Source organism: Anaeromyxobacter soli, from assembly GCF_022808855.1.
Taxonomy (GTDB): Bacteria; Myxococcota; Myxococcia; order Myxococcales; family Anaeromyxobacteraceae; genus Anaeromyxobacter; species Anaeromyxobacter soli.
Window position 1 is genome coordinate 22,064 of sequence record NZ_JAKZLF010000032.1, and the last position, 14,448, is coordinate 36,511.

Sequence of the window (14,448 nt, forward strand, 5' to 3'; positions counted from 1 at the left end):
GGTCAGCTCTGGAAGAGCCTCGAGTAGAGGCGGTCCTGGTGGGACTGCAGGAGCTCGAGGAGCGGCGAGGCCGCCGCGGCCTCCTCGGGTGGCCGACCGGCCGTCGCGGCGAGGACCGCGTCCGCGACCGCGCCGGCGCGGACGAGGGCGGCCTGGGCCTCGAGCGGACCGCAGAGGCCGAGCCGCACGCCGGCGGAGACGATCCCCCGCGCCGCGAGGAACAGGTGCAGCCGCGCGGCCTCCTCCTCGGACGCGCCGAGGCGGCCGAGGACCACCCCCGACACCGGGGCGAGGTGCCCCGCGAGGCCGGCGTGCCGCACCTCCTCCTCGAGCTCCCGCGCGGCGGGCCCGAGGGAGACCGCGGCCCGGAGCAGCGCACGCCCCTGCGCGCGGCTCGCGCGGTTGGCGACGTGCCCGGGAATGGCGGCGTCGCAGCGGGCGTCGAGCTCGGCGAGCCGCTCCGGCGCGCGCAGCGCCGCGACGACGAAGGGGACCGCGAGCGAGCCCGCCTGCCAGAGCGACTCGACCACGAAGGCGTCGAGCCCCGCGACGCCGGCGCAGCGCCCGAGCTGCACGGCCGCCTCGAGCCCGCCGGAGTGGGCGAAGCCGCCGGTGGGGAACGCCGAGTCGGCGAGCTGCCAGGAGAGCCAGGGGGTCATCAGAAGAGGAAGTAGCGCTGGGCGAGCGGGAGGCGGGCGGCAGGCTCGCAGCGGAGGAGCACGCCGTCCGCGCGCACCTCGTACGTCTCCGGATCTACCTCCATCCGCGGCAGCGCGTCGTTGAGCTTCATGTCCTTCTTGCCGAGGGCGCGGCAGCCGTGCACGGCGACGAGCCGCTTCGCGAGCCCGAGGCCTTGCACCTCGCCCGCCTGAAGCGCCGCCCGCGACACGAACGCCACGCTCGTCGCCCCGAGCGCGCGCCCCAGCGCGCCGAACATCGGGCGCGCGAGGACCGGCTGCGGAGTCGGGATCGAGGCGTTCGGGTCGCCCATCTGGGCCCAGGCGATGAGCCCTCCCTTGAGCACCAGCTCGGGCTTCGCGCCGAAGAACGCGGGCCGCCACAGGACCAGGTCCGCGAGCTTCCCGGGCTCGACCGAGCCGACCTCTTCCGCGAGGCCGTGCGCGATGGCGGGGTTGATGGTGTACTTCGCGACGTAGCGGCGGATGCGGAGGTTGTCGTTGTCGCCGCGCTCCTCCGCCAGCCGGCCGCGCTGCCGGCGCAGCTTGTCGGCGGTCTGCCAGGTGCGGGTGACGACCTCGCCCACCCGGCCCATCGCCTGCGAGTCCGAGCTCATCATCGAGATCGCCCCGAGGTCGTGCAGGACGTCCTCGGCCGCGATCGTCTCGCCCCGGATCCGGCTCTCCGCGAAGGCGAGATCCTCGGGGAGCGTGGGGTCGAGGTGGTGGCAGACCATGAGCATGTCGAGGTGCTCGTCGACGGTGTTCACCGTGTACGGCCGGGTCGGGTTCGTGGAGGAGGGGAGGACGTTCGGCTCGCCGCAGACGCGGATGATGTCCGGCGCGTGGCCGCCGCCCGCGCCCTCGGTGTGGAAGGTGTGGATCGTGCGGCCCGCGAACGCCGCGATCGAGTGCTCGGCGCAGCCGGACTCGTTGAGGGTGTCGGTGTGGATGGCGACCTGCACGTCGAGCGCGTCGGCGACGCGCAGACAGGTGTCGATGGCGGCCGGGGTGGTCCCCCAGTCCTCGTGCAGCTTCAGGCCCACGGCCCCGGCGCGGATCTGCTCCGCGAGCCCCTCGGGCGACGCGGCGTTGCCCTTGCCGAGGAGCCCGATGTTGACGGGGAGCGCGTCCGTGGCCTGGAGCATGAGGCCGACGTGGCGGGCGCCCGGCGTGCACGTCGTGGCGTTCGTTCCCGTCGCCGGACCGGTGCCGCCGCCGAGCAGGGTCGTGACGCCGCTCGCGATCGCCTCGTACGCCTGCTGCGGCGAGACGAAGTGGATGTGCGTGTCGATGCCGCCGGCGGTGAGGATGAGCCCCTCGCCGGCGATGCACTCGGTGCCCGGGCCGATGGTCATCCCCGGCGTCACCCCCGCCATCGCGTCGGGGTTGCCCGCCTTGCCGATGGCCCAGATCCGGCCGCCCCGGACGCCCACGTCGGCCTTGAAGACGCCGCCGTGGTCGAGCACGAGCGCGTTCGTCACCACGAGGTCGAGCACCTCGTCCGGCGGCGCGCCGGCCGCCTGGCCCATGCCGTCGCGCAGGACCTTGCCGCCGCCGAAGACGCACTCGTCGCCGTACACCGTGAGGTCCCGCTCGACCTCCAGCACGAGCGTCGTGTCGCCCAGGCGGACGCGATCGCCGGTCGTCGGGCCGTACACCTGGGCGTACTGTCGCCGATCCATTCGCCGCGTCATCTCAGCGCTCCTCCGCGTGGGCGAAGCCGCGCCGGCGGGCCTCCGCCACGACGCGCTCCCGGCCCTCCTCCGTGACCGGCCCCGGCGCGAGGGCGTTGCCGCCGCGGACCACGCGGCGCCCCCCGATCTCCACGAGCGCGACCGTGCGCGTCTCGCCGGGCTCGAAGCGGACCGCCATCCCGGCGGGCACGTCGAGCCGGCGGCCGTACGCGCGCGCCCGGTCGAAGCGCAGGAGCGGGTTCACCTCGGCGAAGTGGTAGTGGCTCCCCACCTGCACCGGGCGGTCGGCGAGGTTCGTCACGGCGAGCTGGATCGCCTCGCGTCCCTCGTTCAGCACCACCTCGCCGGGCGCCGGCAGCACCTCGCCCGGGCTCGCCTCCTCCGGTCCGCCGGGAGCTTCCTCCGCGAAGGCCGACAGGGGCGGGACCGGGAGGAAGGATCCGTAGAGCGCCAGCGCGAGGTCGCCGTCCTCCGCCGCGATGGGGTGGTGGACCGTGACGAGCTTCGTGCCGTCGGGGAACGTCCCCTCCACCTGCACCTCCGCGACGAGCTCGGGCACGCCCGGCAGCACCTGCCGCCGCCCGAGCATCCGCCGGCCGAGCGCCATCAGCTCGGCGACGCGCCGCCCGTCGCGCGCGAGCTCGAGGAGCTGGGTGGCGACGAGCGCGACCGCCTCGGGGTGGTTGAGGCGCAGGCCTCGCGCGAGCCGTTTCTGCGCGAGGACGCCGGCCTGGTGGAGCGTGAGCTTGTCGATCTCTCGTGGGGTCAGGTGCATCGTGCCTCCGGGTTCACGGAATGTGCGTAAACGGATCCACGCCGGTGACGGCCGCGACGAATGCGAGGCGCTCGCGCACGAACGCGAGCCCGTCCTCGATGCTCCGGCTCGCGATGCGCACGAGGACGCCGTCGCCGAGCGGGCTCGCCGCCGCGAGGACGGGCGAGTCCGGGGTGGCCGGCGACGACGCGAGCCGCTCCTGGAGCGCGCGGGCGTGGCGCGCGCTCGCCGGTCCGAGCGCGACCACCGTCGCGAGGAAGTCGACGCCGGAGAGCCGCTCGCCGAGGGGAGGACCTTCGCCGGGCACGAGGCGGAGCCCGTCCGCCAGGATCGTCCGGCCGCCCATCACGACCTCGACGCGCGAGCGGTACTCGTCGAAGGCCCAGCGCTCGCCGCGAGCGACGCGGCCCGCGACCAGGGCGTCGAGCCAGAGAAGGCTCGCGCCGGGCGCGAGCTCGAGCCGCTGCTCCTGGCGGTAGCGCGCGCTCGCGAAGCAGCTCACCGGCTGCGGCAGGACCGCGAGGACGGCGCCCGGGCCGACGCGCGCCCCGAGCCGCTGCGTCGCGATCGCCCCGCGCGAGCGGTAGATCTTGGTCCCCGCCTGCGTGGAGAGGAGCGCGGTAGAGTCCCCTCCGACCTCGACCTCGAGCGACACCTCGTCCCCCGCGAGGAGCCCGCCGCCATGGCTCGCGGAGATGATCCAGGCGCAGCGCCCCCGCGGAGAGGGCGAGAGGAGCTGGAGAGGGCTCGACGCCATGCACGCGACGATGGCGCTCGCGCCGCCCACGCGCGCCGTCGCGACCCGTCCCGCGCCGGCGCGGAGCCCGTGTTCCGGGCGCGGCTGCCCGATGGACGTGCAGCGTGCCTCGGGGAGATCGAGGATCGGCTCGGGATCCAGGCAACGCATCGGACACGGGCGGCATCGTGCAGGGCGCGCGCCAGTCCCCGGCCTCGCCAGGCGGGCTCACGCCAGGAGCCGCTCGATCACCGCCGGGTCGGGCGGCTTCGCCACGTGCCCGTCGAAGCCGGCGTCCGCGGCGCGCCGCAGGTCGTCCGGCTGCGCGTAGCCGCTGACGGCGATGAGCCGCACGCCGTCCGGGCCGGCGGCGCGGAGCGCGCGCGCGACGTCGTAGCCGCTCATCCCGGGGAGCCCGAGGTCGCACAGCACGACGTCCGGGGGGCTCGCCAGCGCCCTCGCGAGGGCGGTCGGGCCGTCGTAGGCCACCTCGGTGGTGTGGCCGAACAGCTGCACGATCTCCGCGAGCGAGTCCGCGGCGTCCGGGTTGTCGTCCACCACGAGGACGCGGAGGCCGTGGGGCACCGGAGTGATCCCGGCGGCCACCGCGACGGGCACGCTGGCCTCCGCGGCGAGCGGGAGGCGGACGACGAGCTCGGCGCCTCGTCCCGGCCCGGCGCTCTCGGCGCGGACCGTCCCACCGTGCAGCTCGGTGATGCCCTTGACGAGCGCGAGGCCGAGCCCGAGCCCGCCGTCGGTCCGCGCGAGCGAGCGCTCCGCCTGCACGAACGGCTCGAAGATCCGCTCGAGCTGGTCCGGCGCGATGCCGACGCCGGTGTCGCGGACGCGGAGCTCCGTCGCGTCCGCGCTCGCGCGAACCGAGACGGTGACGGCGCCGCCGCGGGGCGTGAACTTGGCCGCGTTCTGGAGGAGGTTCCCGAGCACCTGCCCGAGCCGCGTCGCGTCGCCGCTCACGAGGACCGGTCCGGCGGGGAGCTCCAGCGCGAGCTCGAGGCCTCGGCCCGCGAGGACGGAGCGAAGATCCTCGGCCGTCCGGCGCGCGATCCCGACGACGTCCACCCGATCGCAGCGCAGCTCGATCTTGCCCTTCGCGATGCGGGTCACGTCGAGCAGGTCGTCCACGAGCCTCGTGAGGTGCTCGGTCTGCCGCTCGATGACCGCCCGCGCCCGGCGCGCCTGCTCTCCGGCGGGGTCGGCGTGCTCGAGGATGTAGATCGAGTTGCGGATGGGGGCGAGGGGGTTCCGCAGCTCGTGCGACAGCACGCTCAGGAAGGCGTCCTTGCGCCGGTCCACGTCGCGCAGCGCCTCCTCCGCCTTCCGCTGGCGGAGCGCTCCCTCGGCGAGCTCGCCGATGAATCGCACGAGCGCCCGGTCATAGGCGACGATGTTCTCGACGGCGGCGTGGTCGAAGACCGGCACGCGATCGAGCGCGGCGAGGTACGCCGCCTCGTCGTACCCGAACTGCTTCGCCTGCTGGACGAAGAAGCCGCGGTCCGCCGACTCCTCCACGTAGAAGAACTGGCCCAGGAAGAGCGTCGCGAGGTGCTCGCCCGCGACGACGATGGGGACGCCGATGTCCCGCAGCCCGTTCTTGCACAGGTACTCGCAGGAGGAGCCCTCGGCGAGGTGGCCCTTGATGTAGTCGTCGCTCTCCCGGCAGCGCTCGAGCGAGCGGGGATCCGCCCGGTGGAAGTGGACGCAGATGTCCTGCCAGCCGCAGCCGACGAGGACGGAGCCGTCGAAGGCGTCGATGATGCCGATGGGCATCCCCGTGGCGTTGTAGTTCGCCTCCGCGAGCCGCTGGACGACGGACATGTCCAGGAGCTCGGCCAGCCGGACGGAGGGTATTGAGGTTGGCGCCATCGGAGCATCAATCAAAAAAGGTGCGGTGATATTCGTACATTGCGACATGTAATCTCCGTCCGTGCAAGCAGGCGGGTCACGGGCAAGCGGGGAAGGTCCTGCGGACGCGGGTCACGACGCGCAGCGTCATGGGGGTTGCCGCGCACGTCCGGGGGAGAAGCGCGCGCTCGGAGTGAAGCCCCTTGTAGGCTGGGGCGGAGCCTCGACCCGGGCGCATCGGGAGCTGCGAGCGCGGCCTAGCTTGCAGACATGAAGCGCGCGCTCGCGGCGGGGCTCGTGGTCGGGACGGGGTTGGGCGTGCTGGCGCGTCGCTTCTGGGACCGCCGGACCCGCTACGGCCCCTGGGGCTCGCTCGGGCTCGGCCTGCCCGGAGGGGTGGACGGGGTCGGCCTCGCCCTGACGCAGACGACCGCGACGTCGCTCGTCGACGGGAACCGCGTCGCGTGGAGGGACGACGCCGAGGTGTTCGACGCGCTGGAGGAGGCGATCGGCGACGCGCGCCGCAGCGTCCACGTGGACGTGTACATCTGGAAGCCGGGGGGCGCGGGAGATCGCCTGGCGGACCTCGCGTGCCGCAAGGCGCGCGAGGGCGTGCGGATGCGGATCCTCGTCGACCCCATGGGGAGCACCGGCTTCGACGAGGAGCTTCGCCCCCGGCTGAGCGAGGCCGGCTGCGAGGTGCGCTACTTCAGGCCGCTCAAGAAGCGGCCCTTCTCCCTGACGGGACGGAACCACCGCAAGCTCGTCGTGGTCGACGGGCGGGTGGGCTTCACCGGGGGTTTCGGCATCGCGCCCGAGTGGAGCAGCGGCGCGCCCGGCTCGCCCGTGTGGCGAGACTCGAACGCGGAGATCGAGGGGCCCGTCGTGCAGCAGATGCAGGTGGCGTTCGCGAACCACTGGATCGAGACGGGGGGCTGGATGCTCCCCGCGGTCGAGCTCGAGCGGCCGAGGCCGGCGGGGGAGGCGCGCGCCGCGTACGTGACGAGCACCGACGTCATCGGCCTCTCCCACGCGCGCTGGGTCACGCACATCGCGCTCGCGGCGGCGGAGCGGCGGGTGTGGATCGCGAACGCCTACTTCGTCCCGCCGCCGGCGGTGCTCGGCACGCTCTGCGCACGGCGCGAGATGGGGATCGACGTGCGGCTGCTCCTGCCCGGGCCGTACCAGGATCATCGCAGCGTGACGTTCATCCAGCGCCGCCATTACCCGCGGCTCGAGGCGAGCGGGGTGACGGTCTACGAGTACCTCCCCGCGATGATGCACGCGAAGACCATGCTCGTCGACGACCGGCTCTCCCTGGTCGGCTCCATGAACCTCGACTTCATGTCGATGGAGTGGCTCGAGGAGGGCGCCCTGGTGGTGGACGACCGCGCGTTCGCGCGCGCGTTCGAGGAGCGGTGGCAGGAGGACATGTCGCGCTCGCGGCAGGTGACCGGGCTGGGCGCGGAGGACGCGAACGGCCGCTTGCGACCCGCCGAGACCTCGACCTCGCCGCGCGCGCTGGTTAGCTCGACCACCTCGAACCAAGGAGGAGCGCCATGGCCACGGTGAGACCCATCCCGGAGGGGATGCACACGCTCACGCCGAACCTCGTCATCCGGGGAGCGGCGCAGGCGATCGAGTTCTACAAGCGCGCGCTCGGGGCGCAGGAGGTGGCGCGCATGCCGGCGCCGGACGGGAAGAGCATCTGGCACGCCGAGCTGCGCATCGGCGACTCGATGTTCTTCCTGAACGACGAGATGCCGGGCATGGGCACCGGGGCGCCGAGCGCCGCCGTGCCGGTGCCGGTGACGATGTGGCTCTACGTGCCCGACACGGACGCGGCGTTCAAGCGCGCCGTCGACGCCGGCGGGAAGCCGACGATGCCGCCCGCCGACATGTTCTGGGGCGACCGCTGCGCGGGCGTCGCCGACCCGTTCGGCTACATGTGGTCGTTCGCGACGCACCAGAAGGACCTCACGCCGGAGGAGATGCGGCGGGCGGGCGAGGAGTTCGCGAGGTCGATGGGCGCGAACCGCTGAGGCTCGGCGCGGCGCGGGCGCCGCCGGGAGGGGCGCTCGCGCCGTGACGGGACGTCAGCGCGGCCGCTCGAAGGCGCGACGCGCCCGCTCCGCCCGCGCGCGGAAGGCGCAGCCGTCGAGGTGATCGTTCACGATCCCGACCGCCTGCATGAAGGCGTAGAGGGTGGTCGGCCCGACGAAGGTCCAGCCCCGCTTCCGGAGGTCCTTCGACATCGCCACGGACTCGGGCGTCGTCGTCATCGCGCGGAGGTCCGCCCAGGCGAGCCGCTTCGGCCGCGAGGCGGGAGCGGGCTCGAAGCGCCAGAAGTAGGCGGCGAGGGAGCCGAGCTCGTCCCGGAGCGCGCAGGCGCGGCGGGCGTTGTTCACGGTGGACTCGATCTTGCCGCGGTGGCGCACGATGCCCGCGTCGGCGAGGAGCCGCGCCACGTCGCGCGCCCCGAAGCGCGCCACCGCCTCGAGGTCGAACCCGGCGAAGCCGCGCCGGAAGGCCTCGCGCTTGCGCAGGATGGTGAGCCAGGAGAGGCCGGCCTGGAAGCCCTCGAGGCAGACCTTCTCGAAGAGGCGCACGTCGTCCGCGGTGGGCTGGCCCCACTCCTCGTCGTGGTAGGCCAGGTACTCCGGAGCGGAGGCGCCCCACACGCAGCGGAGCTTTCGATCGGGGCCGGGGGTCAGGCCTTCGGGAGGGGTGGGCATCGCGGGCATGAGTCCTAGCGCGGAGGGAACGGACGGGCACGGCCCGGCGGCATCATGGGTCGGTTCCCGGCGCCGCTCGTCGAAAGGTGTTACGAGAGGTAGATGACCGCGTTCATCGCAGCCCTGCTGATGAACGCGATCCCCGGCTGGCGCGAGCTGTCGCGCCGTTCCTGGTGCACGAAGCAGCGAAGCCGCCTGCGCTCGCCCGATCGGAAGATCGTGTGGGTGCACGACGGCGAGAAGATGCCGTGGGCGCTCTGGGGCGTGGACCACGGCTTCTTCGAGCTCGAGTGGGCGGGCCGGCTGGCGTACCTGCGAGCGGTGGCGGCGGCGGTCGAAGCGCCGCTCGCGACGAGCTGAAAGCGGTCGCGATCCGCGGCCGTTCCTGGATCACCGCAGCACGCGCGACGAGCGTGGGCGCCTCTGCGCCCGGCCTGGACCCGTCCGCGCCGAGAGGACGTCGAATGGGAAGCCGATTCAGCAGCGGAAAGGGAAATCGCTTCAACGTGAAGCTCCCCGTGACCGAGGACCCGAACGGCAAGGAGACCGAGGCGCTGCACGTGAAGGAGATCGCCGAGAAGGACTACGAAACCGAGGTGGTCGCGACGGCGCTGCCGGTGGTGCTCGACTTCCACGGCGGCAAGGAGTCCAAGGCCTGCGAGACGCTCGCCCCCAGGTTCGCGGCGGTGGCGGAGCGTTACGCCGGGAAGGTCCGCTTCCTGAAGGTCAAGCGGGAGGCGAACCCGCGGCTCGCGGCGACGCTCGGCGTCACCGTCAGCCCGACGCTCGTCTTCCTCCAGGGCGGGAAGGAGAAGGGGGAGCGGTTGAGCGGCGAGGACATCCAGCGGACGGCGCTCAAGGCGCGCGTCGAGGCGATGCTGGGGACCTCGGCGGCGAAGTGACGGACGATCCGTCCGCCGTCTGCTTCGAGTCCCTCTGCAACGAAACCCGCGCACCATCGAGGTGAACCATGAGCTTCAAGGATCTGTCGAACAAGAGCGTCTCGCCGCACGTGGACACGCCGGCCCAGGCCGAGGCGAGGGCCCAGGCCGCCGCCGACCAGAAGACCAGGGCCGATGCCAAGGCCGCGAAGAACGCCACCCAGCGTGAGGCCAGGGCGCAGGAGGCCGCCGCGAAGCCGGCCCCCGCCGCGAACGAGGCGAAGGGCGGGCCGACGCGCACGTAGCGCGGCGAGCGCCTCGCCACCGCGAGGCGCGGCGCCTCGGGGCCGGCGGCTCTCGCGCTCGCGAGGGATCGGAGGCCTCGGCGCGCTTCGTCCCGGACGAGCGCGTCCGGAGCCCCGGGGCTCTCGTCGCCGCGAGCTACCCCTCCGCGACCCGCAAAGCTCCCGTCCGCTCCGGCGCGAGCGCGAGACCGGGCTGCACCGGCCCGTCGCGGCCGTCCGTGCGGAAGAACCCGACGAGCTCGCGGAGCGCCTCGGCCTGCGCCGCCATCTGCTCGGCGGTCGTGGCGAGCTCCTCCGCCGCGGAGGCGTTGCGCTGCGTCACCTGGTCCACCGAGGCCATCGCGCGGTTGATCTGTCCGACCGCCGAGGTCTGCTGGGTGGAGGCGGCCGCCACGTCCTGCACCAGCGCGGCCGTCCGCTGGATCGCGGGCACGAGGCGAGCGAGCCGCTCGCCCGAGCGCTCCGCCACCTCCAGGCTGGTCGTGGCCACCCCGCCGATCTCCTTCGCGGCCTTCTGGGCGCGCTCGGCGAGCTTGCGCACCTCGCTCGCGACCACGCTGAACCCCCTGCCGTGATCGCCGGCGCGGGCGGCCTCGATCGCGGCGTTCAGCGCGAGCAGGTTCGTCTGGTAGGCGATCTCCTCGACGACGCCGATCCGCTCGGCGATGGAGCGCATCGCCGCGACGCTGTCGCGCACCGCGTCGCCGCTCTCGCGGGCGTCGCGCGCGGCGTCGAGCGCCACCCGCTCCGTCTCGCGGCTCCCGTCAGCGTTCTGCGCGATGGACGCGCTCATCTCCTCGAGGCTCGCGGTCGTCTCCTCGACGGACGCCGCCTGCTCTCCCGTGCCGTGCGAGAGCGCCTGCGACGTCGCGGCGACCTGCCCGGAGGCCGCGAGCAGCCCGTCGGCGCCGGCGCGCAGCTGCCCGAGGACGCGCCCCAGGTTCTCGGTCATCCCCTGCATGGCGCGCTGGAGGTCCGCGATCTCGTCATCCGACCGCGGCGCGTGGCCCGCGGCGGCGTCGCTCGCGAGGTCGCCGTCCGCGACGCGCCGGGCGAGCCTCGAGAGCTCGACGACCGGCGTCGCGACGCGGCGGTGCAGCAGGAACGCGAGCGCCGCCCCGACGGCGAGCGCCGCCGCGAGCGCGGCGGTGAACAGCGCGCCGCGCCGGTGCGCCGTGTCTCGCGTCGCCGCGAGCGTCTCCTGGACCGCCGCCGCCTCGTCCGTGCGGAGCCGCTCCAGGCCCGCGACGGCCGCGGCGGACGCCGCCTTGAACGCCTTCGTCCGCTGCCCCGCCTCGAGCCACTCCTGGTCGGCGGTGGCGCGCACCATGCGCTCTCCGTCCTCGACGACGCCGCCGAACAGCCGCTTCGCCTCGGCGGAGGCGGCCGTCGCGCCGCCCGCCGCCTCGAACCGGGAGAGCGCCTTCCCGAAGCCGTCGCGCGCGGGGCCGAGGTCCGCGAGGTCCGAGGTGCCGGCCGCGGCCTGGCCGGCGAGGAGCTGGAGCGCGGTCCGCGCGAACAGCTCCAGCTCGCTCGCCGCGACGGCGCGCTCCACGGCGGCGGGGACGGCCGCGCCGAGCTGCGTGGCGGTGGCCTGGTTCGAGGCGAGCCCGAACGTGCCGAGCCCCGCGACGACGAACAGGAGCCCGGCGAAGGTGGCGGCGACGCGTCTGCCGAGGGTGAGTCGCAAGGCGTCCTCCCGTTCAGCGCGCGACCGGCAGGCCGTCCGCCTGCCAGCGCAGCATCCCGCCGTCGAGCCGCTTCACCTCGGTGCGCCCGAGCTGCCGGAGCAGGCGGGCGGCGATCGGCGCCTGGTGCCCGGCGTGATCGACGATGACGATGGCGCGGCCGGGCTCGACCTGCTTCAGGCGCGCCTCGATGTCGTCGAGCGGGATGCTCACGGCGCCGTCGAGGTGGAACGCGCCGAACTCCTGCGCGTCGCGGATGTCCATCGCGAACGGCGGGCGGCTCGACGCGAGCGCCGCCTGGAGCGCGGCGGGCGCGATCGCGGGGGCGTCGAACGCCCGCATGCGCTTCCCCGCCGTCGGTCGGCCGGACTTCCCCCAGCCCGGCAGCCCATCCCTGTACTCGGCGACGTTGGTGTACCCCGCGGCGGCCGCGGCCTTCGCCGCCACCACGGTCTTCGTGCAGTTCGGGCCGTTGCAGTAGAAGACCACGAGCCGCGCGCGGTCCTTCACGAGGCGCGGCAGCTCGGCCTCCACCGCGCGCGCGGGCACGAGCACCGCGCCCGGGATGCGCGACTCCGAGAACTCGACGCGGGTCCGCGCGTCGACGAGCGTGAAGTCCCAGCTCGCGGGGGCGCCCTTCATCCGGGCGGCGAGCGCCTCGGTGGAGATCACGCGGTGCTCCTCCGCGCGCGCACCGGAGGCGAGCGCGGCGAGGACGGCGGCGAGGATTGCGATGCGCATGGTGCGGCTCCGTGGGGAGGGGAGGCGGAACGAGGCGCCGCGGCCGTCCCTCGGGGCGGCCGCGGCGCGGGTGCGGCGAGGACGGCGAGGGCTACCGGACGAGCGGGCCGGCGAGCCCGAAGATCGTCTGGACCTGCGACGGCGAGTAGATCTTCTGGTTGGAGCTCGCGTTCCAGCCCATCATCGAGAAGCGCAGCACGTAGGCGTTGTAGCCGAGCGACACGAGGCCGCCGAGCGCCATGGAGGCGGTGTGGCCGGTGTGGCAGACGAGGATGAGCGGCGTGCCGTCGGTGGGAAGCTGCGCCAGGTTCTCCGAGCGGAAGAGCGCCGCGAGCGGCATGCTGATCGCGCCGGGGATGTGGCCGGCCGCGTAGTCGGTGGCCGGCCGGACGTCGATGACGAGCTGGTTCGCGCCGGCGTCGATCCGCGCCTTGAGGTCGGTGGCGAAGACGGTGCGGGCGCCGCCCGTGGCCGCGAAGAACTCGGCCAGGCGCGCGGCGGTGTTCGCGTAGATGCCGGGCGGGACGTCGAGCGGGCGGCCCGCGGACACGGAGGACGCGTACTCGCCCGCCCCCACCTCCTGGGCGAGCACGGGAGCGGCGAACGCGAGGGCGGCGAGGACGGCGACGAGCTTTCTCATGGGGTCGATCTCCTGGGCGCGGCTCGCCGCGACGGCGGGGATGAGCCGCGGTTCGCGCGGGAGTAGTGCACACGTCGCGTGTGGGTTGGAATGCGCGCCGGAGTGTTCATTTTCGGACGGTGAAAGACCCCGAAATCTGCGCAGCGTTAACGGGTTAACGGTTCGTTAACGTTAACGCGCGCAGCAGGAGCGGCGCCCGCGCGTGCTCGGGCGCGCTCACTCAGCGTGCAATCGGCGTAGAGGGCGCGGGGACGCGCCGGCCGCGCCTCAGCCCTCGTCGGGGAGGGCTCCCTTCTGCGCGGAGGACTCGGGCTGGCTCCAGCCCTCTTCCTCGCGGGGATCGATGTCCTCCCACCCCTCCGCGCGCTCGCTCCCGGGGCGGTCGCTCGCTCCGCGGCGCTGCTCCCGCTCGCGCTCCGGCTCCGGCTCCTGCCGGCTCGGAGTGGCCCTGTCGTTCTCCGGCGCCCCAGCCATCGCTCACCTCCGCGAGCCGGCGCTCCGACCGCCGCCGGCTCCTGCCTCGTCTCGGCGCGCCGCGAGGTTCGCGGGCGCGAGACCCGTCCGCCTCGGGATCTATCGCGGCGCCTGCGGCCGCACCCCGAAGATGCGGGAGAGCTCGAACGCCGGGGTCTCCTCGAGCTGGTCGTAGCGGCACTCGCGCGGCGAGCGGTCCGGACGCCAGCGCAGGAAGTGGGTCGCGTGCCGGAAGCGATCGCCCTGCAGGTGGTCGTAGGCGACCTCGCAGACGCGCTCCACCCGCAGCGGCTCCCAGGAGAGGTCCTTGCCGCGGTTCCAGCGGCTGCTCGCGCCAGGCATGCGCTGCGCGGGCTCGGCGTCCGCGTCGGCCCACTCCGCCCAGTCGCGCCAGGGGTGGCCCTCCATCGCGTTCTCGCGCAGGGGCGAGAGCTCCTCCACGAGCTCCTTGCGGCGCGCGGTGGTGAAGCTGCTGCAGATGCCGACGTGGTGCAGCTTGCCGGCCTCGTCGTAGAGCCCGAGCAGGAGCGAGCCCACCATCGTGCCGGGCCCGTTCTTGTGCCAGCGGAAGCCGGCCACCGCGCAGTCGGCGGTGCGCGCGTGCTTCACCTTCACCATCGCGCGGACGCCGGGCTGGTACGTCGAGTCGAGCCGCTTCGCGACGACGCCGTCGAGCCCGGCCCCCTCGAAGCGCGCGAACCAGTCCTGCGCCACGGCGCGATCCCGCGTGGCGGGCGTCAGGTGCACCTGGGGCGCCGCGCCGGCGAGGCGCTGCTCGAGCAGCGCGCGCCGCTCGGAGAGCGGGGACGCGCGCAGGTCGCGGTCGCCCAGGGCGAGCAGGTCGAACAGCACGATGCCCGCGGGGCTCTCCTGCGAGAGGAGCTTCACCCGGGACGCCGCGGGGTGGATGCGGAGGAGGAGCGCCTCGAAGTCGAGGCCCGCCGGGCCGGCGATGACGATCTCGCCGTCCACCACGCACCGCTCGGGGAGGCTCGCGAGGAGCGGCTCGGCGAGCTCGGGGAAGTACCGGTTCAGCGGCTTCAGCTCGCGGGACTGGAGGTACACCTCGGGACCGTCGCGAAAGACCAGCGCGCGGAAGCCGTCCCACTTCGGCTCGAAGAGCCAGCGGTCCCCCTCGGGCAGGCTCTCCGCGGCCTTCGCCAGCATCGGCTCGACGGGGGGCGCGATCGGATAGGCCATCGCGGGGAGATAACGCCATGGGCGTGGCGAAGCGCG

General features: G+C 74.1%; 16 protein-coding genes. 5 read left to right on the top strand and 11 right to left on the bottom strand.

The annotated features are described in order from the left end of the window. Positions 1-2: 2 nt before the first annotated feature. Genes MLV88_RS18750 through MLV88_RS18770 form a run of 5 tightly spaced genes read right to left on the bottom strand, consistent with a single transcriptional unit; the run spans position 3 to position 5,721 of the window. On the bottom strand, positions 3-659 hold the full coding sequence (locus tag MLV88_RS18750; protein ID WP_242333214.1) for an urease accessory protein UreF: 657 nt from the start codon (positions 657-659) through the stop codon (positions 3-5). Further along, positions 659-2,374, bottom strand: a complete 1,716-nt coding sequence (ureC, locus tag MLV88_RS18755) for an urease subunit alpha (RefSeq protein ID WP_242359906.1) — start codon at positions 2,372-2,374, stop codon at positions 659-661. Before ureC ends, MLV88_RS18750 begins: the two co-directional genes overlap by 1 nt. Before the next feature lies 1 nt (position 2,375). Continuing rightward, positions 2,376-3,149 (bottom strand): urease subunit gamma, encoded by a 774-nt coding sequence (locus MLV88_RS18760; RefSeq protein WP_242333218.1) that lies wholly within the window; start codon positions 3,147-3,149, stop codon positions 2,376-2,378. A gap of 13 nt (positions 3,150-3,162) precedes the next feature. Further along, complete coding sequence (locus tag MLV88_RS18765; RefSeq protein ID WP_243338373.1) at positions 3,163-4,056, bottom strand: urease accessory protein UreD; 894 nt, start codon at positions 4,054-4,056, stop codon at positions 3,163-3,165. Positions 4,057-4,113: 57 nt separating this feature from the next. After that, a complete protein-coding gene (locus tag MLV88_RS18770) occupies positions 4,114-5,721 on the bottom strand; it encodes a PocR ligand-binding domain-containing protein (RefSeq protein ID WP_243338374.1) in 1,608 nt (535 codons plus the stop codon). Positions 5,722-6,018: 297 nt separating this feature from the next. Between MLV88_RS18770 and MLV88_RS18775 the strand changes: the two genes are divergently transcribed. Together MLV88_RS18775 and MLV88_RS18780 are read left to right on the top strand one after the other, a co-directional pair. Continuing rightward, positions 6,019-7,320: a phospholipase D-like domain-containing protein gene (locus MLV88_RS18775; protein ID WP_242352055.1), complete on the top strand. Its 1,302-nt coding sequence runs from the start codon at positions 6,019-6,021 to the stop codon at positions 7,318-7,320. Further along, positions 7,308-7,790, top strand: coding sequence for a VOC family protein (locus MLV88_RS18780; RefSeq protein WP_243338375.1), 483 nt, complete (start codon positions 7,308-7,310; stop codon positions 7,788-7,790). Before MLV88_RS18775 ends, MLV88_RS18780 begins: the two co-directional genes overlap by 13 nt. A 54-nt stretch (positions 7,791-7,844) precedes the next feature. Here MLV88_RS18780 and MLV88_RS18785 read toward each other — a convergent pair whose 3' ends face one another. Then, the gene (locus MLV88_RS18785; RefSeq protein ID WP_242333228.1) at positions 7,845-8,483 is read right to left on the bottom strand and encodes a DNA-3-methyladenine glycosylase I; all 639 of its coding nucleotides are present in this window, start codon (positions 8,481-8,483) and stop codon (positions 7,845-7,847) included. Positions 8,484-8,585: 102 nt separating this feature from the next. On the opposite strand from MLV88_RS18785, the gene MLV88_RS18790 reads away from it, so the two are divergent. The 3 genes from MLV88_RS18790 (at position 8,586) to MLV88_RS18800 (ending at position 9,669) form a co-directional block, all read left to right on the top strand. Then, the gene (locus MLV88_RS18790; RefSeq protein ID WP_242333229.1) at positions 8,586-8,843 is read left to right on the top strand and encodes a hypothetical protein; all 258 of its coding nucleotides are present in this window, start codon (positions 8,586-8,588) and stop codon (positions 8,841-8,843) included. 104 nt (positions 8,844-8,947) lie between these two features. Next, positions 8,948-9,385, top strand: coding sequence for a thioredoxin family protein (locus tag MLV88_RS18795; RefSeq protein WP_242352056.1), 438 nt, complete (start codon positions 8,948-8,950; stop codon positions 9,383-9,385). 68 nt (positions 9,386-9,453) lie between these two features. Then, positions 9,454-9,669 carry a hypothetical protein gene (locus tag MLV88_RS18800; RefSeq protein WP_242352057.1) on the top strand — a complete coding sequence of 72 codons (216 nt, stop codon included), beginning with the start codon at positions 9,454-9,456 and terminating at the stop codon, positions 9,667-9,669. Between the two features lie 136 nt (positions 9,670-9,805). On the opposite strand, the gene MLV88_RS18805 is transcribed toward MLV88_RS18800, so the two are convergent. From MLV88_RS18805 to MLV88_RS18825, 5 genes are all read right to left on the bottom strand, one after another. Beyond that, entirely contained in the window at positions 9,806-11,359 is a 1,554-nt protein-coding gene (locus MLV88_RS18805; protein WP_242352058.1) for a methyl-accepting chemotaxis protein, read from the bottom strand. A gap of 13 nt (positions 11,360-11,372) precedes the next feature. Beyond that, a complete protein-coding gene (locus MLV88_RS18810) occupies positions 11,373-12,098 on the bottom strand; it encodes a rhodanese-like domain-containing protein (RefSeq protein ID WP_242352059.1) in 726 nt (241 codons plus the stop codon). A gap of 91 nt (positions 12,099-12,189) precedes the next feature. Beyond that, on the bottom strand, positions 12,190-12,738 hold the full coding sequence (locus tag MLV88_RS18815; RefSeq protein ID WP_242333239.1) for a rhodanese-like domain-containing protein: 549 nt from the start codon (positions 12,736-12,738) through the stop codon (positions 12,190-12,192). A 267-nt stretch (positions 12,739-13,005) separates the two neighbouring features. Then, entirely contained in the window at positions 13,006-13,212 is a 207-nt protein-coding gene (locus MLV88_RS18820; protein ID WP_242352060.1) for a hypothetical protein, read from the bottom strand. Positions 13,213-13,311: 99 nt separating this feature from the next. Beyond that, positions 13,312-14,412 carry an ATP-dependent DNA ligase gene (locus MLV88_RS18825; protein ID WP_242333243.1) on the bottom strand — a complete coding sequence of 367 codons (1,101 nt, stop codon included), beginning with the start codon at positions 14,410-14,412 and terminating at the stop codon, positions 13,312-13,314. Positions 14,413-14,448 lie beyond the last annotated feature (36 nt).

Excerpts from the sequence above, each read along its gene's own strand:
- MLV88_RS18750 (WP_242333214.1), bottom strand. The coding sequence starts at position 659 with ATGACCCCCTGGCTCTCCTGGCAGCTCGCCGACTCGGCGTTCCCCACC.
- ureC (WP_242359906.1), bottom strand. The coding sequence starts at position 2,374 with ATGACGCGGCGAATGGATCGGCGACAGTACGCCCAGGTGTACGGCCCG.
- MLV88_RS18760 (WP_242333218.1), bottom strand. The coding sequence starts at position 3,149 with ATGCACCTGACCCCACGAGAGATCGACAAGCTCACGCTCCACCAGGCC.
- MLV88_RS18765 (WP_243338373.1), bottom strand. The coding sequence starts at position 4,056 with ATGCGTTGCCTGGATCCCGAGCCGATCCTCGATCTCCCCGAGGCACGC.
- MLV88_RS18770 (WP_243338374.1), bottom strand. The coding sequence starts at position 5,721 with ATGTCCGTCGTCCAGCGGCTCGCGGAGGCGAACTACAACGCCACGGGG.
- MLV88_RS18775 (WP_242352055.1), top strand. The coding sequence starts at position 6,019 with ATGAAGCGCGCGCTCGCGGCGGGGCTCGTGGTCGGGACGGGGTTGGGC.
- MLV88_RS18780 (WP_243338375.1), top strand. The coding sequence starts at position 7,308 with ATGGCCACGGTGAGACCCATCCCGGAGGGGATGCACACGCTCACGCCG.
- MLV88_RS18785 (WP_242333228.1), bottom strand. The coding sequence starts at position 8,483 with ATGCCCACCCCTCCCGAAGGCCTGACCCCCGGCCCCGATCGAAAGCTC.
- MLV88_RS18790 (WP_242333229.1), top strand. The coding sequence starts at position 8,586 with ATGACCGCGTTCATCGCAGCCCTGCTGATGAACGCGATCCCCGGCTGG.
- MLV88_RS18795 (WP_242352056.1), top strand. The coding sequence starts at position 8,948 with ATGGGAAGCCGATTCAGCAGCGGAAAGGGAAATCGCTTCAACGTGAAG.
- MLV88_RS18800 (WP_242352057.1), top strand. The coding sequence starts at position 9,454 with ATGAGCTTCAAGGATCTGTCGAACAAGAGCGTCTCGCCGCACGTGGAC.
- MLV88_RS18810 (WP_242352059.1), bottom strand. The coding sequence starts at position 12,098 with ATGCGCATCGCAATCCTCGCCGCCGTCCTCGCCGCGCTCGCCTCCGGT.
- MLV88_RS18815 (WP_242333239.1), bottom strand. The coding sequence starts at position 12,738 with ATGAGAAAGCTCGTCGCCGTCCTCGCCGCCCTCGCGTTCGCCGCTCCC.
- MLV88_RS18820 (WP_242352060.1), bottom strand. The coding sequence starts at position 13,212 with ATGGCTGGGGCGCCGGAGAACGACAGGGCCACTCCGAGCCGGCAGGAG.
- MLV88_RS18825 (WP_242333243.1), bottom strand. The coding sequence starts at position 14,412 with ATGGCCTATCCGATCGCGCCCCCCGTCGAGCCGATGCTGGCGAAGGCC.